This window comes from Cupriavidus basilensis, from assembly GCF_008801925.2.
Classification (GTDB): domain Bacteria; phylum Pseudomonadota; class Gammaproteobacteria; order Burkholderiales; family Burkholderiaceae; genus Cupriavidus; species Cupriavidus basilensis.
The window spans coordinates 2,981,328-3,007,658 of the sequence record NZ_CP062803.1 but is presented as its reverse complement, the minus strand read 5'-3'; the positions used below and the strand labels follow the sequence as shown (position 1 = coordinate 3,007,658).

26 protein-coding genes are annotated in these 26,331 nt (G+C 64.4%); 19 read left to right on the top strand and 7 right to left on the bottom strand.

Features of this window, described 5'->3' with window-relative positions; all coding sequences use genetic code 11:
• Positions 1-25 precede the first annotated feature (25 nt).
• Positions 26-1,495 carry a DNA recombination protein RmuC gene (locus F7R26_RS13865; RefSeq protein WP_150983144.1) on the top strand — a complete coding sequence of 490 codons (1,470 nt, stop codon included), beginning with the start codon at positions 26-28 and terminating at the stop codon, positions 1,493-1,495.
• Between the two features lie 73 nt (positions 1,496-1,568).
• Here F7R26_RS13865 and F7R26_RS13860 read toward each other — a convergent pair whose 3' ends face one another.
• The 5 genes from F7R26_RS13860 to F7R26_RS13840 form a co-directional block, all read right to left on the bottom strand.
• Positions 1,569-1,835: a hypothetical protein gene (locus tag F7R26_RS13860; RefSeq protein ID WP_006158586.1), complete on the bottom strand. Its 267-nt coding sequence runs from the start codon at positions 1,833-1,835 to the stop codon at positions 1,569-1,571.
• 192 nt (positions 1,836-2,027) lie between these two features.
• Complete coding sequence (gene moeA, locus F7R26_RS13855; RefSeq protein WP_150983145.1) at positions 2,028-3,305, bottom strand: molybdopterin molybdotransferase MoeA; 1,278 nt, start codon at positions 3,303-3,305, stop codon at positions 2,028-2,030.
• A 30-nt stretch (positions 3,306-3,335) separates the two neighbouring features.
• A complete protein-coding gene (gene mobA / locus F7R26_RS13850; protein ID WP_150983146.1) occupies positions 3,336-3,935 on the bottom strand; it encodes a molybdenum cofactor guanylyltransferase MobA in 600 nt (199 codons plus the stop codon).
• A 46-nt stretch (positions 3,936-3,981) separates the two neighbouring features.
• Positions 3,982-5,106: a GTP 3',8-cyclase MoaA gene (moaA, locus tag F7R26_RS13845; RefSeq protein WP_150983147.1), complete on the bottom strand. Its 1,125-nt coding sequence runs from the start codon at positions 5,104-5,106 to the stop codon at positions 3,982-3,984.
• A 227-nt stretch (positions 5,107-5,333) separates the two neighbouring features.
• The gene (locus F7R26_RS13840) at positions 5,334-8,501 is read right to left on the bottom strand and encodes an Rne/Rng family ribonuclease (protein WP_150983148.1); all 3,168 of its coding nucleotides are present in this window, start codon (positions 8,499-8,501) and stop codon (positions 5,334-5,336) included.
• A gap of 767 nt (positions 8,502-9,268) precedes the next feature.
• Between F7R26_RS13840 and F7R26_RS13835 the strand changes: the two genes are divergently transcribed.
• The 4 genes from F7R26_RS13835 (at position 9,269) to F7R26_RS13820 (ending at position 12,573) form a co-directional block, all read left to right on the top strand.
• Positions 9,269-10,270: an RluA family pseudouridine synthase gene (locus F7R26_RS13835; protein ID WP_150983149.1), complete on the top strand. Its 1,002-nt coding sequence runs from the start codon at positions 9,269-9,271 to the stop codon at positions 10,268-10,270.
• Positions 10,271-10,289: 19 nt separating this feature from the next.
• Entirely contained in the window at positions 10,290-10,949 is a 660-nt protein-coding gene (locus F7R26_RS13830) for an HAD-IA family hydrolase (protein ID WP_150983150.1), read from the top strand.
• The gene (locus F7R26_RS13825; RefSeq protein WP_150983151.1) at positions 10,942-11,334 is read left to right on the top strand and encodes a Rieske (2Fe-2S) protein; all 393 of its coding nucleotides are present in this window, start codon (positions 10,942-10,944) and stop codon (positions 11,332-11,334) included. The genes F7R26_RS13830 and F7R26_RS13825 overlap by 8 nt, the downstream gene beginning before the upstream one ends.
• A gap of 69 nt (positions 11,335-11,403) precedes the next feature.
• Positions 11,404-12,573 carry a S49 family peptidase gene (locus tag F7R26_RS13820; protein WP_150983152.1) on the top strand — a complete coding sequence of 390 codons (1,170 nt, stop codon included), beginning with the start codon at positions 11,404-11,406 and terminating at the stop codon, positions 12,571-12,573.
• An 82-nt stretch (positions 12,574-12,655) separates the two neighbouring features.
• Here F7R26_RS13820 and F7R26_RS13815 read toward each other — a convergent pair whose 3' ends face one another.
• Together F7R26_RS13815 and F7R26_RS13810 are read right to left on the bottom strand one after the other, a co-directional pair.
• Entirely contained in the window at positions 12,656-13,387 is a 732-nt protein-coding gene (locus F7R26_RS13815; protein ID WP_150983153.1) for an SAM-dependent methyltransferase, read from the bottom strand.
• A 59-nt stretch (positions 13,388-13,446) separates the two neighbouring features.
• Positions 13,447-14,046 carry a Maf-like protein gene (locus F7R26_RS13810; protein ID WP_043347904.1) on the bottom strand — a complete coding sequence of 200 codons (600 nt, stop codon included), beginning with the start codon at positions 14,044-14,046 and terminating at the stop codon, positions 13,447-13,449.
• A gap of 249 nt (positions 14,047-14,295) precedes the next feature.
• On the opposite strand from F7R26_RS13810, the gene F7R26_RS13805 reads away from it, so the two are divergent.
• From F7R26_RS13805 to F7R26_RS13740, 14 genes are all read left to right on the top strand, one after another.
• Positions 14,296-14,892, top strand: a complete 597-nt coding sequence (locus tag F7R26_RS13805; RefSeq protein ID WP_150983154.1) for a DUF177 domain-containing protein — start codon at positions 14,296-14,298, stop codon at positions 14,890-14,892.
• A 119-nt stretch (positions 14,893-15,011) separates the two neighbouring features.
• Entirely contained in the window at positions 15,012-15,191 is a 180-nt protein-coding gene (rpmF, locus tag F7R26_RS13800) for a 50S ribosomal protein L32 (RefSeq protein WP_006158597.1), read from the top strand.
• A 323-nt stretch (positions 15,192-15,514) separates the two neighbouring features.
• The gene (gene plsX / locus F7R26_RS13795; RefSeq protein WP_150983155.1) at positions 15,515-16,591 is read left to right on the top strand and encodes a phosphate acyltransferase PlsX; all 1,077 of its coding nucleotides are present in this window, start codon (positions 15,515-15,517) and stop codon (positions 16,589-16,591) included.
• Between the two features lie 59 nt (positions 16,592-16,650).
• A complete protein-coding gene (locus tag F7R26_RS13790; RefSeq protein ID WP_150983156.1) occupies positions 16,651-17,631 on the top strand; it encodes a beta-ketoacyl-ACP synthase III in 981 nt (326 codons plus the stop codon).
• Between the two features lie 72 nt (positions 17,632-17,703).
• The gene (gene fabD / locus F7R26_RS13785; RefSeq protein WP_150983157.1) at positions 17,704-18,639 is read left to right on the top strand and encodes an ACP S-malonyltransferase; all 936 of its coding nucleotides are present in this window, start codon (positions 17,704-17,706) and stop codon (positions 18,637-18,639) included.
• A 15-nt stretch (positions 18,640-18,654) separates the two neighbouring features.
• Entirely contained in the window at positions 18,655-19,404 is a 750-nt protein-coding gene (gene fabG, locus F7R26_RS13780) for a 3-oxoacyl-ACP reductase FabG (protein WP_150983158.1), read from the top strand.
• A 170-nt stretch (positions 19,405-19,574) separates the two neighbouring features.
• Positions 19,575-19,814, top strand: coding sequence for an acyl carrier protein (gene acpP, locus F7R26_RS13775; RefSeq protein ID WP_009522116.1), 240 nt, complete (start codon positions 19,575-19,577; stop codon positions 19,812-19,814).
• A gap of 199 nt (positions 19,815-20,013) precedes the next feature.
• Positions 20,014-21,246, top strand: a complete 1,233-nt coding sequence (fabF, locus tag F7R26_RS13770; RefSeq protein WP_043347879.1) for a beta-ketoacyl-ACP synthase II — start codon at positions 20,014-20,016, stop codon at positions 21,244-21,246.
• A gap of 49 nt (positions 21,247-21,295) precedes the next feature.
• Positions 21,296-21,763 carry a hypothetical protein gene (locus F7R26_RS13765; protein WP_241754319.1) on the top strand — a complete coding sequence of 156 codons (468 nt, stop codon included), beginning with the start codon at positions 21,296-21,298 and terminating at the stop codon, positions 21,761-21,763.
• Positions 21,764-21,892: 129 nt separating this feature from the next.
• Positions 21,893-22,492 carry an RNA polymerase sigma factor RpoE gene (rpoE, locus tag F7R26_RS13760; protein WP_006158605.1) on the top strand — a complete coding sequence of 200 codons (600 nt, stop codon included), beginning with the start codon at positions 21,893-21,895 and terminating at the stop codon, positions 22,490-22,492.
• Between the two features lie 149 nt (positions 22,493-22,641).
• Positions 22,642-23,271, top strand: coding sequence for a sigma-E factor negative regulatory protein (locus F7R26_RS13755; RefSeq protein ID WP_150983159.1), 630 nt, complete (start codon positions 22,642-22,644; stop codon positions 23,269-23,271).
• A gap of 8 nt (positions 23,272-23,279) precedes the next feature.
• A complete protein-coding gene (locus tag F7R26_RS13750) occupies positions 23,280-24,353 on the top strand; it encodes a MucB/RseB C-terminal domain-containing protein (RefSeq protein ID WP_150983160.1) in 1,074 nt (357 codons plus the stop codon).
• 153 nt (positions 24,354-24,506) lie between these two features.
• Positions 24,507-25,958, top strand: a complete 1,452-nt coding sequence (locus F7R26_RS13745; protein ID WP_416351286.1) for a DegQ family serine endoprotease — start codon at positions 24,507-24,509, stop codon at positions 25,956-25,958.
• A gap of 14 nt (positions 25,959-25,972) precedes the next feature.
• Positions 25,973-26,278, top strand: a complete 306-nt coding sequence (locus F7R26_RS13740) for a glutaredoxin family protein (protein ID WP_150983162.1) — start codon at positions 25,973-25,975, stop codon at positions 26,276-26,278.
• Positions 26,279-26,331 lie beyond the last annotated feature (53 nt).

Sequence of the window (26,331 nt, the reverse complement as noted above, 5' to 3'; positions counted from 1 at the left end):
CCTGCCTACACCTGCCAACCTATTCATGACGTTGATTTCCCTGTTGACCCTGGCCCTTGCACTGGCAGCCGTGCTGCTGCTGGTGGTGTTGCTGCTGCGACCCCGCGCGGCACAGGACGGTGCCGGCCCGGAGTTGCTACGCCAGCTAGCCGATCTACGCGCCGAAGGCGCGCGCGGCAATGAGCGCCTGGAGCGTGAGCTGCGCACCGAGGTGACCGAGAGCGCGCGCGTCGGCCGTGGCGAAGCCGGCCAGCAGATGATGCGTTTCCAGCAGGCTCTGTCCTCCCAGCTAACCAGCATTGCCACGCTGCAGAACAACCAGATCGACATGTTCGCGCAGCAGCTTGCCAAGCTGACCGAGTCCAACGCCCAGCAGCTCGAGCAGGTCCGGCAGAACCTGCTGCAACAGGGCCAGCAGGCGCGCGACGAGCAAGGCAGCGCGCTGCGCCGGTTTGGCGACGGGCTGCAGCAGCAACTGGCGCAGATGTCCGAGGGCAACGAGCGCCGCCTGGGCGAAGTGCGCGCCACGCTTGAGCAACGGCTCAAGGAGATCGAGGTCAACAACGCGGCCAAGCTCGAGGAGATGCGCCGCACCGTCGACGAGAAGCTGCACGCCACGCTGGAGCAGCGGCTGGGCGAGTCCTTCAAGCTGGTCTCGGACCGGCTCGAGCAGGTGCACCGGGGCCTTGGCGAAATGCAGGCGCTGGCCCAGGGCGTGGGCGACCTCAAGCGGGTGCTGACCAACGTCAAGTCGCGCGGGACATGGGGCGAAGTGCAGCTGGAGATGTTGCTGGAGCAGGTGCTAACCGCCGAGCAGTACGCCAAGAACGTGGAGACGGTGCGCAATACTGGTGCGCGCGTGGAGTTTGCGATTCGCCTGCCGGGCAAGGATGCTGCCGGTGGGCAAGTGTGGCTGCCCATTGATGCCAAGTTCCCGAAGGAACAGTACGAGCGCCTGCTCGACGCGCAGGAGCGCGGCGATGTCGATGGCGTGGTGCTGGCCGGGCGCGAACTGGAAGCCGCGATCAAGCGCGAGGCCCAGACGATCTCCGAGAAATACGTGTCGCCGCCGGCGACCACGGATTTCGCCATCCTCTTCCTGCCCACGGAGGGGTTGTATGCCGAAGTCTTGCGGCGCCCGGGGCTGGCCGATCTGCTGCAACGCAATTTCCGCGTCACGGTAGCCGGGCCGACCACGCTGGCCGCGTTGCTCAACAGTTTGCAGATGGGGTTTCGCACCCTGGCGCTGGAGCGCCGCTCAAGCGAAGTCTGGGAGGTGCTGGGCGCGGTCAAGACCGAGTTCGGCAAGTTTGGCGATGTGCTGGCCAAGACCCGCGACACGCTGGAACGCGCTGCCCGCAACATCGAGCAGGCCGAGGTGCGTACGCGCCAGATGGAGCGCAAGCTGCGCACCGTGGAAGCGCTGCCAGGCGAAAACGCGCAGGAGCTGCTTGGCCTGGCCGCTGTGGTGGATGACGAGGCTGCAGGCGGTTGAGGGGCAAAGAACGCTGGGCAAAAAAAAGCGCATCGATTCGATGCGCTTTTTTACATTCCGGTGGCCGTCCGTTTCAGGACAAGTCGCGGATTGTCACCTCGATGCCGCCGAAACGTGCTGCCACCCAGTTGTAGGCCTTGCAGGCGAGCCAGAGCAGGCCGAAACCGATCAGCGCATTGAGAATCAGTGCCGTGAAGACGGTGATGCCGGGCAGGTCGCCGTAGCGGATAAAGGCCACGAACAGGCCCAGCGAGACGATGGGTACCGAAAAGCACAGGTACACGAGCACGAGCGCGCGGGCGGTTTTGACCGGGTGGAGGTACGCAATCTCCTGATTCATGACAGCTTGGGCAGTAAGCAAAGTAATGTTGCGCAAGTGTATCCAATGGGGGCGGCGGCGCATAGTCCGGCACTCGCGGGGTACGGAAAACCGCCGATCTGCTTGCTAAACCCTGGCAAAACTGCTGCGCAAAAACGACACAAAGGCGCAGCCGGCGTACCGTTTCGGGCTTTCCGCCAGCGCTTACAGTGCTTACATCAGCCCGTCGAACAGCATGACTTCGACCTCGTCGCCAGCGGCGACCATGCCCTGTTCGTGCCCGAGCACGATGAAGCAATTGGCCTCGCTCATCGAGCGCAGCACGCCCGAGCCCTGCTGCCCGGTGATGCTCACCTGCCAGCCGCCCTCCGGGGCAGGCGCCAGGATGCCGCGCTGGTACTCGGTGCGGCCAGGTTTCTTGCGGATAGCCTGGGCACTGCGCACGCGCATCAGCGGCAGGGGCGCCACCTTGGCGCCCATCTGGCGGTGCAGGGCAGCCCGCACGAAATGATAGAACGTCACCATCACCGCCACGGGGTTGCCCGGCAGGCCGAACAGCAGCGCTTCGCGGCCGTGGGAAGCGATGCGGCCGAAGGCCATGGGTCGGCCGGGGCGCATGGCGATCTTCCAGAAGGTCACATCGCCAAGCTGGGCCATGATCTGCTTGGTGTAGTCGGCTTCGCCCACCGATACGCCGCCCGAGGTGATGACCGCATCGGCGTTTTCGCACGCGCTGCGGAACGCCGCTTCGAGCGCGGCGGGATCATCGTGCACCACGCCCATGTCGATCAGGTCCACGTTTAGCCGCCGCAGCATGCCGTGCAGCGTGTAGCGGTTTGAGTCGTAGACGCAGCCCGCATCGAGCGGCTCGCCAATGGAGCGCAGTTCGTCGCCGGTGGAGAAGAATGCCACGCGCAGGCGGCGCCTCACCTTGACTTCGGCCACGCCCAGCGACGCCAGCAGCCCGAGGTCGGCCGGCTGCAGGATGCGCCCGGCGGCCAGTGCCGGCTGGCCGATGGCGAGGTCTTCGCCCCGCAGGCGGCGGTTGTCGCCGGCTCGTACCGCCTTGGCATCAAAGCGAATCAGCTCGCCCTCGACGTCGACGAATTCCTGTGGGATCACGGTGTCGCAGCCGGCCGGCATGATGGCGCCCGTCATGATGCGCGCCGCCTGCCCGCGCGCAACCGCTTGCTCGCAGGCGGCGCCGGCGAAGGCGCTGCCGACCACAGCCAGGGTCACGTTGCCGCCCACGGCCAACTCGCTGCTGGCGAACGCATAGCCGTCCATGGCGGAGTTGTCGTGCGCAGGCACATCTAGCCTGGAGACGACGTCTTCGGCCAGCACGCGGTCGAGCGCGGTGCGCAGGGCGACCTGTTCGGTGCCCCTCACGGGTTCGACCACCTCGCCGATGATCTGGTTGGCCTGCGCCACCGGCAATGCACCGGGGTCATAGTCGGACAGGCAGGAAATGACGGATTGTAGTGATGGCATGGACCGTTCCCGGGGCAGCGGCCTGGCTTGTCAGCGCGCTTCGAGCGTGCGCAACTCATCCAGGGTATTGATATTGGCGAAGGCGCCGGCGTCTTCGAACAGCACTTCGGCCAGGCGGTGCGAGGCGGCCCAGGTTTCGATCTTGCGCCCGCCGCCGTTGAGGAAAGCCACCAGGCCGTCGAGCGCCGTGACCGGCATCAGGCAAAACACCGGCTGGACCTGCCGGCGGCCATCGGCGTCGATGGTGACCGGGATGGCCATTTCGGCGCCTTGCGCGTCGATCGCGCTCGCCAGGCGCGCGGCCAGGTCGGATGGCAGGAAAGGCGAGTCGCAGGGGGCGCTCAGCATCCAGCCCGTCTGGCATTGTTCCAGCCCGGCCAGCATGCCGGCGAGAGGCCCGGCGAAGTCCGGCACCGAATCGGTGACCACCGGCACGCCGAAGGACTCATACGCGGCCAGGTTGCGGTTGGCGTTGATCAGCATGTCGCCGGTCTGCGCGGACAGGCGCATCAGCGTATGCATCGCCATGGGCGCGCCGCGAAACGGCTGCAGGCCCTTGTCGGTGCCGCCCATGCGGCTGCCCCTGCCGCCAGCCAGGATCAGGCCGGTAATGTCTTCGCGAGAAATCATCGGGGGATGGGAGGATAGGGTGATAGGTTGGGCGGGGCGGCTGTGGTCAGCCGCCGATATAGGACATCTCGATCTTGTTCTCGGCACGCGCCTGCCGCACCGCGGGGTCGCTGCGCTGCTCGGAGTAGTGATCGGTGCGGCCTTGCCAGACCCCGGCAATGGCGTTCGAGATTTCCAGGTCGCTGTGCTCGCCGCGCAGCAGCGCGCGCAGGTCGTAGCCTTCAGTGGCGAACAGGCACAGGTAGAGCCGGCCTTCGGTCGACAGGCGGATGCGGCTGCAGTCGCCGCAGAAGGCGTGGGTCACGCTGGAGATCACGCCGATCTCGCCGGCGCCGTCGCGGTAGCGCCAGCGCTCGGCGGTCTCGCCGCTGTAGTTGGCTGGGATGGCTTCCAGCGGGAAGGCCTCGTGGATGCGGCGCACCACGTCGGCCGAGGGCAGCACCTCGTCCATCTGCCAGTGGTTGCTCGCGCCCACGTCCATGAACTCGATAAAGCGCATGATGATGCCGCTGCCGCGGAAATGTGCGGCCATCGGCACGATTTCACCGTCGTTGGTGCCGCGCTTGACCACCATGTTGACCTTGATCGGCGCCAGGCCGGCCGCCTGGGCGGTCTCGATGCCGTCCAGCACGTCGCGCACCGCGAAGTCGACATCGTTCATGCGGCGGAAGGTGGCGTCGTCGATGGCGTCCAGGCTCACGCTTACCCGCGTCAGGCCTGCATCGCGTAGCGCGCGCGCCTTGCGTGCGAGCAGCGAGGCGTTGGTGGTAAGGGTGAGGTCCAGTGGTTTGCCGGACACCGTGTCGATGCGCGCCAGCATTTCCACCAGTTTTTCGATGTTCTTGCGCAGCAGCGGCTCGCCGCCGGTGAGGCGGATCTTCTCGACGCCGTGCGCAACGAAGAGGCGAGCCGCGCGCTCGATTTCCTCGAAGCTCAGCAACTCGGAATGGGGCAGGAAGGTGTAGTCCTTGTCGAACACTTCCTTGGGCATGCAGTAGACGCAGCGGAAATTGCAGCGATCCGTAACCGAGATGCGCAGATCATGCAGTGGCCGGCCGCGCGTGTCGGCAACCAGCCCGGACGGTGCGGCGAGCACGGCCGGAATGCTTGGCGTCATCGAGCGGTAGCGATGATCGCGCAGGTCGAAAATGGGAATGACGGATTCGGTCATGGCCTGGGGGCGTGGCAGTGCGGGTGACGGGCGGTTCTGGCGCGATTGCATGGGGCAGCATCGCCCGTTCCGGGCACCATCTTTCGGGTGCCATCTATTTGTCATTCTAGCCGAGCCGGGCATGGTACCGCCGGCATCACCCGGGACAAAGCCCGCAAACAAAGCCCGCAGGCATGAAAAAGGGACGGCATCGCCGTCCCTTTCCTTGCTACCCGCGAGGGTGCCGCTTACTTCTGCGGTGTCCCTGCGGTATCGACACCGGTTTCGACCAGGATCATCGGACCTTCAGGCAGCGGCGGCAGGGGCTTGCGCTCCCGCACGACGCGCGGTGCCGGCGGGATGCTGGCAGCCGCTTCCTGCGCAGCGCGCAGCTTGCTGGTGTCGGTGTTGACCCACTCCAGGCCAGCCGAGGCCAGCATCGGCTGCAGGCTTTCGACCGCGACCGCGACCGCGACCGGGGCCACCGGGGCCACCGGGGCTACCGTTGCCACCGGGACAGCGGCCGGCACTTCAACGGCAGGTGCCACGACAGCAGGCGCTTCCACGACAGCTTCAGCCACAACCGGAGCCGGAGCCGGCTGGTAGGCGGCCGGGCTCGCTGCGATCGTCTCAACCACCGTTTCAGCCACCGGCGCGGCAACCGGTTCGACGATCGGCGCAACGACTGGCGCAGCGACCGGCGCGGCCTGCACGAACACCGGCTCCGCCGGCAGTGCCACGGGCTGTTGCGTCACTACGGCAGCTTCGGCGGGCTGGTAAGCCGGCGCGCTCGGCGCGCTTTCGGCAACCGGCACGGCAGCGGCTTCGATCGCAGGCGCTTGGGCGACCACAGCCGGGGCGGCGGCCTGGGTGCTTTCGCGCACTTCCGCCGTGTACTCGCCTTCAGCGCTTTCCGCGCCTTCGCTTGCCTGGGCGCTGTCGTCGCGTTCGCGGCGATAGCGGTTGCGGCCACGGCGATTGCGGCGGCGGCGTTCTTCGCCTTCACCGTTCTCGGTGCCTTCCGTGCCTTCCGGCAGGTCGGTGCGTGCGTTGTCGGCGTCGTCGTGCGAGGCAACCGCTGCGGCTACGGCCGGCGCTGCCACGACAGCTGCGGCGGTCGCGGCTACGGCTTCGGCAGCCAGGCCTTCGGTGGCTTCGCCTTCGCGCGGCGCGTCGCCTCGTTCACGCTGGCGGTCGCGCTGGCGCTCGCGGCGTTCCTGGTTGCGGTCGCGGCGGCCTTCGCCACGGCCTTCCGTACGCTCGGCCGGTGCGCCTTCGGGCTGGCGGGCCGGCTGGACTTCCAGTGCGGCCTGGCGCGGGGCACGGCTGTTGCGCTCGCCGCGTTGTTCGCCACGCTGTTCGCCACGTTCACCGCGCGCTTCGACGCGCTCGCCACGCTCCGTGCGCTGTTCGCCGCGGTCCGCGCGCTCGGTGCGCTCGCCACGTTCCTGGGGTGCGCGCTCGCCGCGCTGGCCACGGCCCTGGCGTTCGCCACGTTCGCCGCCACGCTCGCCACGCTCGCCACGCTCGCCACCGCGTTCGCCGCGCTGGCCACGGCCTTCACCGCGTTCGCCACGTTGGCCGCGTTCGCGACGGTTTTCAGCGCTGCGCTGCTCCGCGTCAACCGGCTTGGCCGGCTCGACGGCGGGTGCCGCGGGCTTGGCGCCGAACAGGTTCTTCAGCCAGCCGATAAATCCACCGCCGACCACCGGCTGGGTAGCCGGCACCGGACGCGCGGCTGCCGCCGCGGCTTCCGGGCGCGGGGCGCGCTCTGCGCGCGGCACGGAGACGGGGGCCGGCTGTTCCGGGGTGATGCCCTTGACGGCAGCTTCCTGGCGCGGCTTGGCATCTTCCTTCTTGCGGCTGCTGTAGCTGGTGTCGGCTTCCAGTTCCTTGGCGGCAGCCTCGGCCATCTTGTAGCTGGCCATGCTGTCTTCCAGGCGCGGGTCGTCGTGACGCAGGCGCTCCAGCTTGTAGTGCGGGGTCTCCAGGTGCTTGTTGGGGATCAGCAGCACGTTGACCTTGAAGCGCATCTCGATCAGGTTGATGTCCTGGCGCTTCTCGTTGAGCAGGAACGCGGCCACTTCCACAGGCACCTGGCAGTGGATGGCGGCGGTGTTTTCCTTCATCCCTTCTTCCTGGATGATGCGCAGGACCTGCAGGGCGGAGGATTCGGTATCCCGGATATGGCCGGTGCCGTTGCAGCGAGGGCAAGTGATGTGCGAGCCTTCCGACAGCGACGGGCGCAGTCGCTGGCGCGACAGCTCCATCAGGCCGAAGCGGCTGATCTTGCCCATCTGGACACGGGCACGGTCATGGCGCAGGGCATCCTTCAGGCGCGTTTCCACGTCCTTCTGGGCCTTGCTGGCTTCCATGTCGATGAAGTCGATCACGATCAGGCCGCCCAGGTCGCGCAGGCGCAGCTGGCGGGCGATTTCATCGGCGGCTTCGAGGTTGGTGCGCAGCGCGGTTTCCTCGATGTCGGCGCCCTTGGTGGCGCGGGCCGAGTTCACGTCCACCGACACCAGGGCTTCGGTGTGGTCGATCACGATGGCGCCACCCGAGGGCAGCATCACCATGCGCGAATAAGCCGACTCGATCTGGTGTTCGATCTGGAAGCGCGAGAAGAGGGGGACGTCGTCCCGGTACTTCTTCACGCGGTTCATGTTATCGGGCATGACCACGCTCATGAAGGCGCGGGCCTGCTCGTAGATTTCGTCGGTGTCGATCAGGATCTCGCCGATATCCGGCTGGAAATAATCGCGGATGGCGCGAATCACCAGGCTGGACTCGAGATAGATCAGCAGCGGGGCCTTGTTGTCGCCAGCGGCGCCGTCGATGGCCTTCCACAGCTGCAGCAGGTAGTTCAGGTCCCACTGGAGTTCTTCGGCCGAGCGGCCGATGCCCGCGGTGCGGGCGATGATGCTCATGCCCTCGGGCACGGCCAGCTGGCCCATGGTCTCGCGCAGTTCCTGGCGGTCCTCGCCCTCGATGCGGCGCGATACGCCGCCGCCGCGCGGGTTGTTGGGCATCAGCACCAGGTAACGGCCGGCCAGCGAGATAAAGGTGGTCAGCGCAGCGCCCTTGTTGCCGCGCTCTTCCTTTTCTACCTGGACGATCAGTTCCTGGCCTTCATGCAGCGCGTCCTGGATGCGGGCGTTGCGCACGTCCACGCCTTCCTTGAAAAAGGCGCGTGCGACTTCCTTGAAGGGCAGGAAACCATGGCGTTCTTCGCCATAGTTGACGAAGCAGGCTTCCAGCGAGGGCTCGATCCGGGTGATGACACCCTTGTAGATGTTGCCCTTGCGCTGTTCGCGCCCGGCGGCTTCGATGTCGATGTCGATCAGCTTCTGACCATCGACGATGGCGACGCGCAGTTCCTCTTGCTGCGTCGCGTTGAAAAGCATGCGTTTCATCGCATTACCTCACTCAATGCCGCGGATTGCACCGGCATGCGGTGCCCGCGGCGTTCGTTCCGTGGAGCACGCGAGGGAGCGAGTGAGGGCGCGAGAATTGCCAAAAGCGCCGTCGCGCAAATGAGCGCGGCCGGCTGGGCACGGGTGAAAGAGAGGTAACGACGTCGAAAGCGCCGTCCGCATGGTCGGAGAGAACGCCGGTGTGCTGCTTTGCGCAGCGACCCAGCGGGTTTCCGGCTGGCATGGCGGCGGTGCGGGCGCAAAGAGGCGCCATCGCACCGCGGCCGGCCGCGGAAGGCTAGACGCGTCAAAGAGCAAGTTTGTCGTCACGGCAATGCTGCTTCGCTTCCTGACATCTCCTGGCGGGCGCACCTACTGCTTCTTGGAGTTCTGCGACCGGGCGCCGGTATAACCAGTCAGGCGGCGTTGGAAGCATGCCGGCGGCACCGTTTCCCGGTGCGGGCGGGACTTCTCTCACCAGAGTGGATGCCGGGTGGGCATCCACTATCAAATTCTGTTCTACCTGAACACTACTCCCACGTGACCGCCGTCAGCGCCGAAGTTGCCTTTGGGCGACTTCCTGCGCGGGCGATACCGTGCGTGCTGCGTTTTTGCTGCCATTTACCAACCCCGGGCTCGCGTGGTACGCAAAGAAGCGGGAGGCTGGCAGGGTTGGCGGCAACCCGAAGTGTAAAATACGACGAATCGCCTACACCTGACTTGCGCTGCCGGTCTTTGGCCGGAACAGCGAGGAAATTATATTGAAAATGAATGAGTTACGCCATCAAATTGAAAAAGAGGTGCGGCCCGCCGCGGCCGGGCCCCAGGTGGCGTACGTAACGATTGGCGACGAAGCCGATGGCCAGCGTATCGACAACTTCCTCCTGAAGCTCTCGAAAGGGGTGCCCAAGAGCCATGTCTACCGCATCCTGAGGTCGGGTGAAGTGCGTGTGAACAAGGGGCGGGTCGATGCCACGTATCGCCTGCAGCTGGGCGACGTGGTCCGGATCCCGCCTATGCGTGTGGCGGCTTCGGCACCTGATGCCGGCAAGTTCGTGCCGCCGGCCAGCTTTCCTGTGGTCTTCGAGGATGAATACCTGCTGGTGATCAACAAGCCTGCCGGCGTGGCCGTGCATGGCGGCTCCGGCGTGGCATTCGGCGTGATCGAGCAATTGCGGCGCGCCCGCCCGCAGGCCAGGTTCCTTGAGCTTGTGCACCGTCTCGACCGCGAGACCTCAGGCCTGCTGGTGCTGGCGAAAAAGCGTACGGCGCTGGTGAACCTGCATGAGCAGATGCGCGGCAGTGCGCTGGACAAGCGCTACTTCGCCTGCGTGGCGGGGCATTTCGAGAATGCCCGGCAGCACGTGAAATTCCCCCTATATAAGTACACCACCCCGGAGGGCGAGCGCCGCGTGCGGGTGCAGGAAGATGGCATTGCCTCGCACACCGTGTTCAACCGGCTCGAGGTCATGCCTGGCTACACCTTGCTCGAGGCCGAGTTGAAGACTGGGCGGACCCACCAGATCCGGGTCCATCTGGCGCATTCCGGCTTCCCTATCCTGGGTGACGAAAAGTACGGCGATTACGCCCTCAACAAGGCGCTGGCCCGCAGCGGCGCCAATCCCGGGCTCAAGCGCATGTTCCTGCACGCGCACAGCCTGACATTTACGCATCCGATAAGTGGAGAAATCACCACTGTCGTTGCGCCCATGCCGCCGGAGTGCGAAGCGTTCCTGCAGCAAGCCCGTAACCTGCGCGCCGCTGACTAAGGCGCCAACAAGGATATTCATGGCCAGGCAACGCTTCGACCTGATCGTGTTCGACTGGGATGGAACCCTGATGGATTCCACCCCGACCATCGCCAAATGCATCCAGCTGGCCAGCCGCGACCTCGGCTTGCCGGTGCCCGACGACAGCGCCGCCAGCCACGTGATCGGGCTGGGACTCAAGGACGCGCTGTCGTACGCCGTGCCGACGCTCGATCCCGCCGACTATCCCCGGCTGGCCGAGCGCTACCGTTTCCACTTCCTGACCCGCGATGCCGAGCTGGTGCTGTTCGACGGGGTGCACGAGATGCTGGAAGCCTTGCGCGCCGAGCATTATTTTCTCGGCGTGGCGACGGGCAAGACCCGCGTCGGCCTGCAGCGCGCCCTGGAAGCAACTGGCCTCGTGCGCCTGTTCGACGGCACACGTTGCGCCGACGAGACCTTTTCCAAGCCTCACCCGGCCATGCTGCAAGAGCTGACCCGCGAACTGGGGCAGGACATGGAGCGCACGGTGATGATCGGTGATACCACCCATGACCTGCAGATGGCGGCTAATGCCGGCGCGGCTGGCATCGGCGTAGGCTACGGCGCGCATCCCGCGGACGCCCTGCGCGCGATGGCGCCGCTGCATTGCGCGTCGTCCATCGCCGACCTGAAAGACTGGTTGCTGGCGCATGCTTGACGCAACGGGCCAGAGGATGACTGGCGAGCGCCACCTTTGCGCGGCCGAGGATCTGGCTGACGGCGGCGCCGGGGTGCGTTTTGTGGTCGAGGTGGGTGGGCGCCCCGTGAGCGCGTTTGTCGTGCGCTTCGAGGGGGCTGTTCACGGCTACCTGAACCAGTGCGCGCATGTGCCGATGGAGCTCGATTGGCAGGAGGGACAGTTTTTCGAGTCCTCGGGCCTATACTTGATGTGCGCGACACATGGCGCGGTTTATGCGCCGGACAGTGGCTTGTGCGTGGGCGGTCCCTGCCGGGGCGCTTCATTGGCCAAGCTGCGCGTCGAAGAGCGCGACGGCAATGTGTACTGGCTGCCGGAAAGTCCATACGAAGTACCCGCGGGCTAGCGGGCAGCGGGCAGCCGGCAGCCCCGGTGCCCCGGCCCGCCTATCTATTCATATTCAAGAGCCAACTGCATGACTGAACAGCAAAAACCGCCGCAGGACGAATCCGGCAAGGCGCAGGAACCGGTGGCTTCGGCCAGCGCCGGGGCGCCCGGGGCGGGGGATGACCGGCTGGAAACCGCCTCGCAGGCTGATTACCCGCTGGAGCAAGAGTTGCGCGCCGGAGATGCTGCTTCGCAGAAAGAAGCCGGCCAGCGCAAGGCGCGCATGGCCGGTCGCGATGTCGGCCCGGTGCCCACGGGGACAGGCTGGGAGCGGGATGTGCTGGAAAAGGTGCTGATGGCGACGCTGCGCGAGCAGCGCGCGGCGCGGCGCTGGCGGATTTTCTTCCGTTTTGCCGGGCTCGCCCTGCTAGCGCTGATTTTCTTTGCCGTTTTTGACTTCAAGGGCGACGGCACCATTGCCACGAGCGGTCGCCATACGGCAATGGTGTCGCTCGACGGCGAGATTGCTGCCGGGACGCCGGCCAGCGCCGAATCGATCAACGCGGCACTGCAAGCCGCGTTTGCCGATACCAATGCCGCGGGGATCATCCTCAAGATCAACTCGCCGGGTGGCTCACCGGTACAGGCCGGCATGATCAATGACGAGATCCGGCGCCTGCGGACACTTTATCCCGCCAAGCCGTTCTACGTGGTGGTGGAGGAGATCTGCGCCTCGGGCGGCTATTACGTGGCGGCGGCGGCCGACAAGATCTATGTCGACAAGGCTAGCATCGTCGGCTCGATCGGCGTGCTGATGGACGGCTTTGGCTTCACCGGGCTCATGGACAAGCTGGGCGTCGAGCGCCGGCTTTATACCTCCGGCGCCAACAAGGGCATGCTCGATCCGTTCTCGCCGCAGGTGCCGCGGCAGAAGCAATACGCCGAAACCATGCTCAAGCAGATCCACCAGCAGTTCATCGACGTGGTCAAGGAAGGCCGGGGCGATCGCCTGAAGGACGATCCGGACCTGTTCTCCGGCTTGTTCTGGTCCGGCGAGCGCAGCGTTGAGCTGGGCTTGGCCGACGGCCTGGGCAACGCCGATTACGTGGCGCGGGATCTCTTCAAGGCCGAGGACATCGTCGACTACACCGTCAAGGAGAATATTGCGGAGCGGGTAGCCAAGCGTTTCGGCGCGGCGATGGGCACGGCGGCGATGAAGACCATGCTGTTCGGCACGCGCGTGCAGGCCATGCATTAAGCCAGCCGAGCCGGACTCGGGGCAGAAAAATGGGGCGAAAACGCCCCATTTTTCGTTTACTTACTCGTTTGCCGGCCGTCGCTCAGGTTGCCAGCAAGGAGAAAATGGCCGGGCGCTTGTTCAGTGCCAGCCGCTCCGGGCGCCAATCGGAGATGGGCAGCGTGACGATCGTCTCGCTTGGCAAGGTCAGGTCTACCGCGATCGACAGCAGGCTGGTGCCTGCGCAATGCTGGCGCATGGCCTCCAGCAAGGGGCCGTTGCGGTACGGCGTCTCGATCCAGACCTGGGTCTGGCGCGCTTTGCGCGATAGCTGCTCCAGTTCGCGCAGGCGCTTGGCGCGCTCGCCGGCATCCACCGGCAGGTAGCCGTTGAACGCAAAGCTCTGGCCATTGAGGCCGGACGCCATCACGGCCAGCAAAATCGAGCTCGGACCCACCAGCGGGCGCACGCGCACGCCCTTGGTGTGAGCCAGGCGCACCAGGTTGGCGCCGGGATCGGCCACCGCCGGTACGCCGGCTTCCGACAGCAGGCCGCCGTCGCGCCCTTCGCGGATCGGTGCCAGCAAGGCGGCCAGTTCGCCTTCGCGCGTATTGACGTTGAGTTCGCGGATCTCGATCTGCTGGATTGGCTTGCCTAGCGGAGAGGTTTCACTGAGTTTCTTCAGGAAGGCGCGTGCCGTCTTGGCATTTTCCGCCACCAGGTAGTCCAGGCTGGCCGTGATTTGCTGCACGCCAGCCGGAATGACATCCGCGAGCGGGTCGAACTCGTCGCGTTTGCCCAAGGTGTTGGGGATCAGGTACAGGGTGCCGCTCATGCTTGGGTTCTCATTTGTCTTCTGTGGCTTGGTGGCTTGATGCAAGGTGGGCGAAGCCCTCAGTCCTGGAAGAAGGGGTAGCCGGCCTGGCGCAGCATATTGGTCAGCGCGATCAGAGGCAGGCCTACCAGCGCGGTGGGATCGTCGGACTCCATATGCGAGAGCAGGGCGATCCCCAGTCCTTCGGATTTGGCGCTGCCCGCGACATCATAAGGGCGCTCGATGCGCAGGTAGGCATCCAGTTCCTGGTCGGGAAGGTCGCGGAAGGTCGCGCGCGTCTGGATATCGGCCAACTGAGCCTCGCCGTTACGACTGTCAAGCAGGCACAACGCGGAGTGAAAAGTGACGGTACGGCCGCGCATCCACTGCAATTGCGCCAGGGCCTTTTCATGGGAGCCGGGCTTGCCGATCTGCCTGCCGTCCAGCGTGGCGACCTGGTCGGAGCCGATGACCAGGGTGCCGGGATGCCGCTCGGCGATGGCCTGTGCCTTGGCGTGGGAGAGCCGCAGCGCGGTGGCTTCGGGGCTTTCGCCTGGTTGCGGGGTTTCGTCGATGTCGGGAATGGCCACCTCGAAAGGAATGCGCAGGCGCTCCAGCAATTCGCGGCGATAACGTGAGCTGGAACCCAGGATGAGGGTGGGGCGGGAAGTTTGCGGCATAAGTAATTGAGCGAAAAGGGAAAGCGGCGAATGGCCGTCTTCCAAAATTTTGACCGCGGCAGCAGAATCGACGTATAATCTCGCGTTTAGCCAAGCAAGTCCGGCGCAATACCGTGTTTTTTCCGGTGTTGTGTGGCTTCCGAGTCACGTTTCGACGGTACGTATACCAGTTATATGTCAGGTATACAGAAAAATGCGTCGAAGCCGCGATCCTCCGGGATGCCTCCCGGCATGACGGCACGATAAGACATGACCCAGCCGATTGACCTGCGCGCGCTCGATCTCTTTGCGTTTTGCCGCGCTGGCGACGACGCCACCGGCGAAGTTGCCGCACGCGATTTGCCGCGCATCATAGCCGAGACTGCGGCGCAAGCGCCAGCGTCGGCGCCGGACGAGGTGTTCAGCTACGCGCTTTCCGGCTTTGTCGAGGAAGAGGCGGGCGAGCCCGGCAAGCCCGCGGTGGAGCGCCTGTTCATCGATCTGGCCGTGAATGGCCGGGTCTGGCTGGATTGCCAGCGCTGCCTGCGGGTGTACGAGCAGCCGATCGCCACGGACATGTGCTTCGAGGTGGTCGCCAGCGAGGCGGATGCCGATGCGGCGCCCATGGATGACGACGAGCTCGATGTGATTGTTGGCTCCAAGCGTTTCGACCTGCTGACGCTGATTGAAGATGAAGTGCTGCTGGCTTTGCCGGTGGCGCCCAAGCATGACGTTTGCCCCACGGTGCACGAAAGTCTCGTGACCGGGGTGGACGGACAGGCGGAACCTGAACCAGAGGTTCTGCCGGAAGAAGAAAAACGGCCTTCGCCCTTTGCGGCGCTGGCCGGCCTGAAAACGAAGCACTGAAGCCGGTTCGCCGGCATCTTGCAACGTTCGAGGGCACCAGGATCAGCATCCGGCCGGGCCCGGCTACGCCTCGTGCGGGATGCGTGTGTTACCATTGAAAAATTCTCGAAGGAGTCATCATGGCAGTTCAACAGAACAAGAAGTCGCCCTCCAAGCGCGGCATGCATCGCTCGCACGACCACCTGACCACGGCAGCGCTGGCAGTGGAGCCGACCACGGGCGAAACCCACCTGCGTCACCACGTGAGCCCGAACGGCTACTATCGTGGCCGCAAGGTCATCAAGACCAAGAACGACTGACAGATCGTTCGGCGTGACTTTGCGTCTCGTACGCGCACGTTGGTAGGTCAAAAACAAAAAAGCGGCAAAATCGTTGCCGCTTTTTTGTTGCGCGCTCGCAGCGCAAACCGTAGCGCAGGCTTCCATCGGGCCGATTTGCGCCGCCGGCTCAAGCTGAGTGCATGGCTGGATGCCATGCGCGGCGGCAAGGGCGGCGCCAGATCTCGCCGTGGAGCGCTCCGGGAGTGCCGTCGGGTTGCCACCGGCTGGTCAGGGTCATGCCTGCCCGGCTCGGGAGCCAGGATTCCAAGTCACGCCGACCAGCGCTTCTGCACCAGGAAACAATGACGATCAAACTAGCTATCGACTGCATGGGTGGCGATCACGGTGTCTCCGTGACCGTACCGGCGGCGATCAGTTTTCTCTCAAGCCATAGCGACGCCGAAGTGGTGCTGGTCGGCTTGCGGGACAGCATCGAGCCGCAGCTCAAGAAGCTGCACGCGCTCGACCATCCGCGCGTGCGCATTGTGACCGCGTCCGAAGTCATCACCATGGACGACCCCGTTGAAGTGGCGCTGCGCAGGAAGAAGGATTCCTCGATGCGCGTGGCGGTGACCCAGGTGAAGGAGGGGCTGGCTGGCGCATGCATCTCGGCAGGCAATACCGGCGCCCTGATGGCCGTGTCGCGCTATGTGCTGAAAACGCTCGAGGGCATCGAGCGGCCGGCTATCGCAACCACCATTCCCAACGAGCAGGGCTGGGGTACCACGGTGCTCGACCTCGGTGCCAATGCCGACTGCGAGCCCGAGCACCTGCTGCAGTTCGCGCGCATGGCGGAGGCCATGGTTGCCGTGGTGGATCACAAGGAGCGCCCGAGCGTCGGCCTGCTTAACATCGGCGAAGAAGTGATCAAGGGCAACGATGTCGTGAAGCGCGCGGGTGAGCTGCTGCGCGCTTCGGAGCTCAACTTCTACGGCAACGTGGAAGGCAACGACATCTTCAAGGGCACCACCGATATCGTGGTGTGCGATGGCTTCGTCGGCAACGTCGCGCTAAAGAGCAGCGAAGGGTTGGCCAAGATGATCGCCAACATGATCAAGGAAGAATTCACGCGGTCGTGGTTTACCAAGCTGCTGGCGGTCCTGGCTTTGCCGGTGCTCAAGCGACTGTCCCGGCGCCTGGACCCGGCGCGCTATAACGGCGCTTCCCTGCTCGGCCTGCGCGGGCTGGTCGTCAAAAGTCATGGTTCCGCCGATGCGCACGCTTTTGAGTGGGCTATCAAACGCGGGTATGATGCGGCCAGGAATGGTGTGATCGAACGCACCATTCAGGCCTTCGCCAACAAGTCAGGTAACAGCACTCCGGCTACCGGCCCGCAGTCAGGCGCCGAGGATTCCAGTCCAAGCCCGCACGCCGCCTGAGGTCTTGATGTAGATGCCGCGGGCGACGACCCGTGGCCAGACGATCGATCCGACATTACATGACAAGCTACGCAAAAATCATCGGGACCGGGAGCTATTTGCCTCCGCGGCGCGTCACTAACCAAGATATCGCGGCGCAACTGGCTGAGAAGGGCATCGAGACCAGCGACGAATGGATCTTTTCGCGCAGTGGCATCTCGGCCCGCCATTGGGCCGAGCCGGATGTCACCAGCAGCGACCTCGCCGTCAAGGCGGCGGAGCGCGCGCTTGAGGCCGCCGGCATCGATCGCCAGAGCATCGACCTGATCATCGTTGCCACTTCCACGCCCGATTTCGTCTTCCCCAGCACCGCCTGCCTCGTGCAACAGAAGCTTGGCATCACCAACAACTGCGCGGCGTTCGACCTGCAAGCGGTGTGCTCGGGCTTTGTCTATGCGCTGGCCACCGCCGAGAAATTCATCCGCAGCGGTTCACATCGCAATGCGCTGGTGATTGGCTCGGAAGTGTTTTCCCGCATCCTGGACTTCAACGACCGCACCACCTGCGTGCTGTTCGGCGACGGTGCCGGCGCAGTTGTGCTGTCCGCCTCCGAGGAACCCGGCATCCTGTCGTCGGCGATGCACTCCGATGGCAGCCATGTGGATATCCTGTGCGTGCCGGGCAACGTCTCGGGCGGCAATATCACCGGCAACCCCTTCCTGCACATGGATGGCCAGGCTGTGTTCAAGCTAGCGGTCACCGTGCTCGACAAGGTCGCGCGCGAAGCACTCGCGGGCGCGCAGTTCCCGGCGGAAAAGGTCGACTGGCTGATCCCGCACCAGGCCAATATCCGCATCATGCAAAGCACGGCCAGGAAGCTTGGCCTGCCTGCCGAGCGCATGGTGGCTACGGTGCATGAGCACGGCAACACCTCGGCAGCCTCGATCCCGCTGGCGCTCGACGTGGCGGTGCGCGATGGCCGCATTGGCGCAGGGCATCACGTGCTGATGGAAGGCGTGGGCGGCGGCTTCACCTGGGGCGCGGTACTGCTGCGCATGTAATATTCGGGCCGGCGCGGCGGTGTCATGCCGTTGCGCCGACCCGGCGCTATTCATCTTTACGATTCGATTGCGATGAAATTCTCCTTTGTATTCCCAGGGCAAGGCTCGCAGGCAGTTGGCATGCTCAACGCCTTTGCCGGCAACGCGGTAGTTCGTGCCACGCTGGATGAGGCATCCGCCGCGCTTGGGCAGGACCTAGGCCAACTGATCGCCGAAGGCCCGGCCGAGGACCTGAACCTCACCGCCAACACGCAACCGGTGATGCTGACCGCAGCGGTGGCCATCTACCGCGCCTGGCTCGACGCCGGCGGTCCGGTTCCGGTCGTGGTGGCGGGGCACAGCCTGGGTGAATATTCCGCGCTGGTGGCAGCCGGAGTGATCCCCTTTGCTGATGCGGTGCCGCTGGTGCGCTTTCGCGCACAAGCCATGCAGGAAGCCGTGCCGGTTGGAGAGGGCGGCATGGCAGCCATCCTGGGCCTGTCCGATGATGACGTGCGCGCCGCTTGCGCTGAAGCGTCGGCGACCGGTGCCGGCGTGGTGGAGGCCGTGAACTTCAATGCTCCATTGCAGGTGGTGATCGCTGGCAACAAGGGTGCCGTGGAGAAGGCCTGCGAAATGGCCAAGGCACGTGGCGCCAAGCGCGCGCTGCCGCTGCCGGTGTCGGCACCGTTCCACTCGTCGCTGCTCAAGCCCGCATCGGACCGCCTGCGCGAGCGCATGGCCGGCATGGTGTTTTCCGCGCCGTCGATTCCGCTGGTGAACAACGTCGATGTGGCCATCGTCAATGACCCGCAAGCCATCAAGGACGCGCTGGTCCGTCAGGCCGCAGCCCCGGTGCGCTGGGTCGAGTGCGTGCAGAAGATCGCTGCTGAAGGCGTGACCCATGTGATTGAGTGCGGCCCCGGCAAGGTGCTGGCCGGCATGACCAAGCGCATCGACGGCAGTCTGGTGGGCGGAGCGATCTTCGATCCGGCCTCGCTGCAGGACACGCTGGCGCTGCTGAAGTAAACAAGGACCAACGCAATGACAAAATTTCTGGAAAACCAGGTCGCGCTGGTAACCGGCGCGTCGCGCGGGATTGGCCGCGCCATCGCACTGGAACTGGCCGCCCAGGGCGCCACGGTGGTGGGTACTGCCACCAGCGAGGCGGGTGCGGCAGCCATCAGCGAATACCTGGCGGCAGCCGGTGGCAAGGGCCGCGGCGCCGTGCTCAACGTCAATGATGCAGTGGCGTCGGAAGCGCTGATCGACGAACTGGTCAAGGCGCATGGCAGCCTGGGCGTGCTGGTGAACAATGCCGGCATTACCCAGGACCAGCTCGCCATGCGCATGAAGGACGAAGACTGGAGTGCGGTGATCGAGACCAATATGACGGCGGTGTTCCGCCTGTCGCGCGCCGTACTGCGTCCGATGATGAAGGCCCGCGGTGGCCGTATCATCAACATCACCTCGGTGGTCGGCTCGACCGGCAACCCGGGTCAGATGAACTACGCGGCAGCCAAGGCAGGCGTGGAAGGCATGAGCCGCGCGCTTGCGCGCGAGATCGGCAGCCGCAACGTCACCGTCAATTGCGTGGCGCCGGGCTTTATCGATACCGATATGACCAAGGTTTTGTCGGAAGAGCAGCATACGGCACTGAAGACGCAGATCCCGTTGGGCCGGCTCGGCCAGCCGGAAGACATCGCACATGCGGTGGCCTTCCTGGCAGGTCCGCAGGCGGCCTACATCACTGGTACAACGCTCCATGTGAATGGTGGCATGTACATGAATTGATCACCTTGTGCAGTGGCCGGGTTCGAGGGAGAAGCCGGCAGAAGCTGTATGAAGTGGTTATTTTTAAAACTGATCGGGCGCAGTTCTTGCAATAGATGGCGGGGGGCATTTTTATGGCCCAAACCTGCTAAAATGCGCCCACTTTTTGTCGAACTTCCCTGGAGGGTTACATGGACAATATCGAACAACGCGTCAAGAAAATCGTGGCAGAGCAACTCGGCGTGGCCGAGGCAGACATCAAGACCGAATCGTCGTTTGTGAACGACCTGGGCGCTGACTCGCTCGACACGGTTGAGCTGGTGATGGCGTTGGAAGATGAATTCGGCATGGAAATTCCTGATGAGGAAGCCGAGAAGATCACGACCGTGCAACAGGCAATCGATTACGCCACCGCACACGTCAAGGCTTAAGCCTGTCGTATCTGAATTCCGAGCCACAGAAGGCAGGCGCGTGGGCCCGTGGGTCCGCTGCGTTGTTTTCTGTGGCTTTCGTCTGTTCGAAGAAGCACAATTGGATGCGTTGCGCCGGTGTCGGTGCAGCCGGTTGCTGGCCGTTGGCCGGCATCGATTCCCAATCCGGTTTTGCTTCACGTACCCGTAGGAAATCATAGTGAGCCGTCGTCGTGTCGTCGTCACTGGGCTTGGCCTTGTGTCTCCGGTCGGAAACACGGTTGCCGAAGGCTGGGCCAACCTGGTTGCCGGCAAGTCTGGCATTGCCACCGTCACCAAATTCGATCATTCCGCGCTTGCCGTGCACTTCGCTGGCGAGGTCAAGGGATTCAACGCCGAGGACTACATCCCGGCCAAGGAAGCCCGCCATATGGATACGTTTATCCACTATGGCATCGCAGCGGGTTCGCAGGCGCTCAAGGATAGCGGCTACGAAGTGACCGAAGCCAATGCCGATCGCATTGGCGTGCTGGTCGGATCGGGCATCGGCGGCCTGCCGATGATCGAGGATACCCACGCGGAGCTGACCAATCGTGGCCCGCGCCGGATTTCCCCGTTCTTCGTGCCTGGCTCGATCATCAACATGATCTCGGGCCACCTGTCCATTATCCATGGACTCAAGGGCCCCAACCTGGCCGCCGTCACGGCTTGTACCACTGGCCTGCACAGCATTGGCCTGGCGGCCCGCCTGATCCAGGCGGGAGACGCCGACGTGATGCTGGCCGGTGGCGCTGAATCCACCGTCTCGCCGCTGGGCATTGGCGGTTTCGCCGCAGCGCGTGCACTATCGACCCGTAACGATGACCCCGCAGCCGCCTCCCGCCCCTGGGACAAGGATCGCGATGGCTTCGTGCTGGGCGAGGGCGCCGGCGTGGTCATGCTCGAGGAGTATGAGTCGGCCAAGGCGCGTGGCGCTAGGATCTATGCGGAGTTGATCGGCTTCGGCATGAGCGGTGATGCTTACCACATGACCGCGCCCAATATGGACGGCCCCCGCCGCTGCATGGCCAACGCCCTCAGGGATGCTGGCATCAATGCGGATGAAGTCGGCTACCTGAATGCGCACGGCACCTCGACTCCGCTTGGTGACAAAAACGAGACCGAAGCAATCAAGCTGGCCTTTGGCGATCACGCCTACAAGCTGGCTGTCAACTCGACCAAGTCGATGACCGGACACTTGCTGGGTGGCGCGGGCGGGCTTGAGTCGGTTTTCACCGTGCTGGCGCTGCACCACCAGGTGTCGCCCCCGACCATCAACATCTTCAACCAGGATCCCGAGTGTGACCTGGATTACGTGGCCAATACGGCACGTGACCTGAAGATCGACGTGGCGGTGAAAAACAATTTCGGATTCGGCGGCACCAACGGCACGCTTGTCTTCCGTCGCGCCTGAACCCGGCGGCCGCCGGGTGGCTTCCCCTTTGCGTTTCAAGGCCCATCCCTTGCGGTGGGCCTTGGTGCTGTTCCTGGTCTGCGAGCTGGCAACGTTCACGTTGTTGGCCCGGCAAGGCGTGCAGGAACTGGGGCGCTCGGCGCAAGGCTGGGATTTGACGCAGTGGCTGTTGGTAGCCGGCCTGGCCGGGTTGTGCGGCTCGCTGGCCTGGCATTGGCCCAAGCTCTGGCGCGGTGCCGCCTGTGCCTACGGCGGCCTTGCGCCAGGGCGGGACAGTACCGGCCGGCCCGGCATCCTGGTCGATATGCCGGACGGAAGCCGCGCGATTGCGAGGGTGGAATCCAGCTGGGAATTGGGCGAGCTGGCGCTCGTGCTGGCCCTGGAACCGGTAGCCGGACAGCCACCACGCGTGCTGGTGGTCAATCGGGCATTTGCCGGCGCCAGCGCTTTGCGCGCCCTGAGGCGCACTATTCGGGTTGCGCGCCGCGAAGGCTCGGCAGTCAGCGAGGCCGGCTGATGCGCGGCTATTTCAACCATTCTTCACAATATGCGTTGCAACGCACTGACCGTGCGGCCCGCAACGTAGGTAAAATACAACGTTTGTCGTGAAGACGATACCAAGAGATACACTGCAGGTGAAATATTCGTGAGCGAACGCGAAGCCGATCAGCTCCTCGTTGAACGCGTCCAGCAGGGCGATAAGCGGGCCTTTGAATTGTTGGTGGTGAAATACCACCGCAAGATCATCAGGCTCATTTCGCGTTTGGTGCGGGATTCCGCGGAAGTGGAAGATGTAGCACAAGACGCCTTTATCAAGGCGTATCGTGCATTGCCGCAATTTCGCGGTGAGTCGGCGTTCTACACCTGGTTGTACCGGATCGCGGTGAACACGGCGAAGAACTACCTGGCGACCCAGGGACGCCGGCCGGAGGCCTCCAGTGATATCGATGCCGAAGAGGCTGAAACTTTTGCGGACGGTGAGCAACTAAGAGATATCAATACGCCGGAGTCGATGCTTCATACCCGCCAGGTGGCCGAGACGGTCAACCGCGCGATGGAAGCCCTGCCCGAGGAGTTGCGCACCGCCATCACCCTTCGCGAGATCGAGGGCCTCAGTTATGAAGAGATCGCGGAAGCCATGGGTTGCCCGATCGGCACAGTCCGGTCGCGCATCTTCCGGGCGCGCGAGGCGATTGCCGATAAATTGCGCCCGTTGCTGGGAACGGCAGAGGGCAAGCGGTGGTAGCAGGTGATGATGTAGCAGGTGGTGATGTCTAGTGGTAAGCAGTAAATAAAATGTCGTGCGGCCAGCGTTGCAGCCTATTCCTGCATCGAAAAACGACAAAGCAGTAGACGGGATTGTCGGTTGTTCAATGGTTTTTCTAGGGGTGGGAAATGGGTCAGGCTCATAAGCAGTCGGTTCATGAAGTGGAAGCAGCGGAGCAAATCTCCGTGCTGATGGATGGCGAGCTGGCGCCGCACGAAGTAAACGCAGTGCTGGACCTCGCGAAAAGCGAGGCGGGCATGGCGAGTTGGGCCTCTTATCAATTGATTGGCGATGCCCTGCGTTCGGAAGAACTGACGCATGCCGGCTCGACCGATGACTTTCTTTCCCGGTTTTCCGCTCGTCTGGACAGTGAGCCGCATGTGCTGGTGCCCGCCGTCGCCAAGGCGTCGTCGGCTCATCGCCTGCTGTTCAAGCCGTCGTGGGTGCGGCGCGTCATGCCGAGCACTGCGATTGCCGCTGCAGTGGCCGCCGTCAGCTGGGTGGCCGTGCCGCAGATGCGCGGCGCCGCCGACCTCGGCACGCCGGATGCGGTTGTGGCGCGTGTCGAACAACCTGCAGCGCCCAAGGCTGGCGGCATCGTGACTGTCTCCGCCGACAACGCGCAGATGATCCGCGATCCCCGTCTGGATGAATATCTTCGCGCTCACCGCGTCTCGGTTGCCACCGATGCGGTAGTGCCGACCATGCGCCAAGTGGCTAACAGCGCAAACTTCTCTCAGGACAATTCGCAGGAATAATGCCGGACATGCATAAAGGATGGTCGCCCGCCAACGTAGCGGGCGCACACAGAATTAGGGCCCTTCGCAGGTCCTTTTTTCTGGCCTTGTGTCTGACTGCGGCTGCGGCAACTGCGCAGCCGCCGGACAATACGCTGGCCCGTCGCGATGCAACGGCCTGGCTCAACAAGATCCATCGCGCGGCCCAGCGCGAGAATTATGTCGGTACGCTGATTTATCAGCGTGGCAGCGTGATGCATGCATCGCGCATCCAGCACTACAGCGATCTCGTCAACAACGAGTATGAACGGCTTGAGACCCTTGACGGCAAGCCGCGCGAGGTGCTGCGCCAGAACGACATCGTCCACAGCCTGATTCCCGAGGCCAAGCTGGTGGTGGTGGAGAAGCAGGAAGCCAAGGATCGTTTCCCGGCGCTGCTGGCCACCAACAAGAGCGATGTGCTCGATATCTACGACATGCGCAGGCTTCCGGGCGAGCGCGTGGCTGGCGTCGAGTGCGAGGTCTTTTCGCTCGAGCCGCATGACGCGGCGCGCTACGCCGTGCGCCTTTGGGCGGAGAAGAATTCCGGCTTGCTGATGCGTGCACAGACCCTGGGCGAGGCCGGCAAGGTGCTGGAACAGGTTGCTTTCTCGCAAGTCGACATCGGCGTGCCATCGGAAAAGCAGCGCATTCTCACGGCCATCAAGAACTCCGGCTCCTGGACTCACTATGAGGTGACCAACCATCCGGCCAATATTGCCGATGAAGGCTGGAGCATCGCGGTTCCGGTCAAGGGGTTCCTGAAGATCCGCGAAGTTCGCCGCCCGCTGGGAGAGTTGCGCGCGCCGCAGGCCAACCCGCGTGGCAATGTTTTCGAGGTGCTCCAGGTCGTCTACAGCGATGGCTTGACCGGCCTATCGGTGTTTATCGAGCCGGTTTCCGAGCAGCGCGTGCGTCGCGAAGGTGTCGCCTCACTGGGTGCCACGCAGGTCGTGGTACGCCGCGTAGCCGATTTCTGGATCACCGTGGTGGGCGAAGTCCCGCCGGCTACAGTGAGGCAGTTTGCCTCGGCGGTAGAATACAAACCACCGAAGGCCCACTAGGCCGGATCGCGGCGTTGCCGCAGGCGTGAACACCGCCTGCGGGCCGCCGCCGATCGGCAACCCTGCCGCGCCTGTGCTTTATTCCTCTTTTCGCTGATTTCCCGGGAGTCGACGATGTCACCAAGATCTCCAGCCTTGGCTCGGACCGTGCTCATGGCTGCAATTCTCGCCTTCGCGCCTTTTGCCGCGGAGCTGAGTCATGCGCAGGCCGCCGCGCCATCCTATAACCTGCCCGACTTCACCGATCTGGTGGAAAAGGCCGGACCGGCTGTCGTGAACATCCGCACCACCGAGCGCGTGCGCGCACGCGGCACACCGGGGGGGACCGAAGATGACGAAATGGCAGAGTTCTTCCGCCGTTTCTTTGGCGTGCCCATGCCGGGTGCCCCCACGCCGCCGGGTGCCCCGCGCCGTGGGCAGCCACCGCAAGGCGAGGAGCAGAGCCGTGGCGTGGGATCGGGTTTTGTCATCAGCCAGGATGGCTATGTGATGACCAATGCCCACGTGGTTGCCGATGCGGAAACCATCTACGTCACGCTGCCCGACAAGCGTGAATTCAAGGCCAAGCTGATCGGCTCGGACAAGCGCACCGATGTCGCCTTGCTCAAGGTCGACGCGACCGGCCTGCCAAAGCTGACGCTCGGCGATTCGGACAAGGTCCGCGCTGGCGAATGGGTGCTGGCCATTGGTTCTCCCTTTGGCCTCGATAACACCGTGACTGCCGGCATTGTCTCCGCCAAGGGGCGCGATACCGGCGACTACCTGCCGTTCATCCAGACCGATGTGGCGGTCAACCCCGGCAATTCTGGCGGCCCGCTGATCAACCTGCGTGGCGAGGTGATCGGGATCAACTCGCAGATCTACAGCCGCAGCGGCGGCTATATGGGTATCTCGTTCGCCATCCCGATCGACGAAGCCATGCGGGTCACCGAGCAGCTCAAGGCGACCGGCAAGGTCACGCGCGGACGCATCGCGGTGGCCATCGGTGATGTGACCAAGGAAGTTGCCGATTCGCTCGGCCTGGGCCGTGCCCGGGGCGCGCTGGTCGGCAGCGTCGAGCCCGGCGGCCCTGCCGAAAAGGCGGGGATCGAGGCTGGTGACATCATCCTCAAGTTCAACGGCCGCGACATCGAGAAGGCGTCGGATCTGCCGCGCATGGTTGGCGACATCAAGCCGGGCACGCGCGTTCCGCTGCAGCTCTGGCGCAAGGGCGCAACGCGCGAGGTGTCCATCACAGTGGCTGAGCTGGATGCGGATGCGAAGGTGAAAACCCGCGGCAATGGCTCGCGCGACGATAGCACTCCGCCGGCGGCCAAGCCCAATGCGCTTGGCTTGATCGTCAACGAGATTCCCGACGCAAAGCTCAAGGAGCTCAAGATCAAGTCGGGGGTCGAGGTCGAGCAGGCGGATGGTCCGGCGATGCGCGCCGGTATTCGCCCGGGCGACATCATCCTGCGGCTGGGCGACAGCGATGTGACCAGCCCCAAGCAGTTCAACGAGCTGGTCAAGGGACTCGACAAAGCCAAGATCGCAGCGGTGTTCGTGCGCCGCGGGGACGCCACCCAGGTGCTGACCCTGCGGCCGGGCACGATGTCCTCGCGCTGACCGGCGCCGCCATCGTGGCCCATCTCACACTGTATGGCAGGCGCTACTGCCATCTGTGCGAGGACATGAAAATCGCGCTGGAGCCGCTCCGGCGCGATTTTTCCTTTGTCTTGCACGTGGTGGACGTGGATGCCGATCCGGCGGCCATAGCGCGTTTCGACGAGCTGGTGCCCGTGCTGATGGCCGGTTCCCCGGTCGGGCCGGACGTGGAGCTGTGCCATTACTTTCTTGACGAAAAGCGGGTGAGGGCGTGGTTGGCCGCACATGCGGGGCCGCGGGCGGGCGAACAGGTGGGCAATGGGGCGTTAGATGGCGCATAAGTGCGCCCGGCGAAGCCTGGTTTGGCTGCAGGGCTAGCGCCGTGGTCCATTTC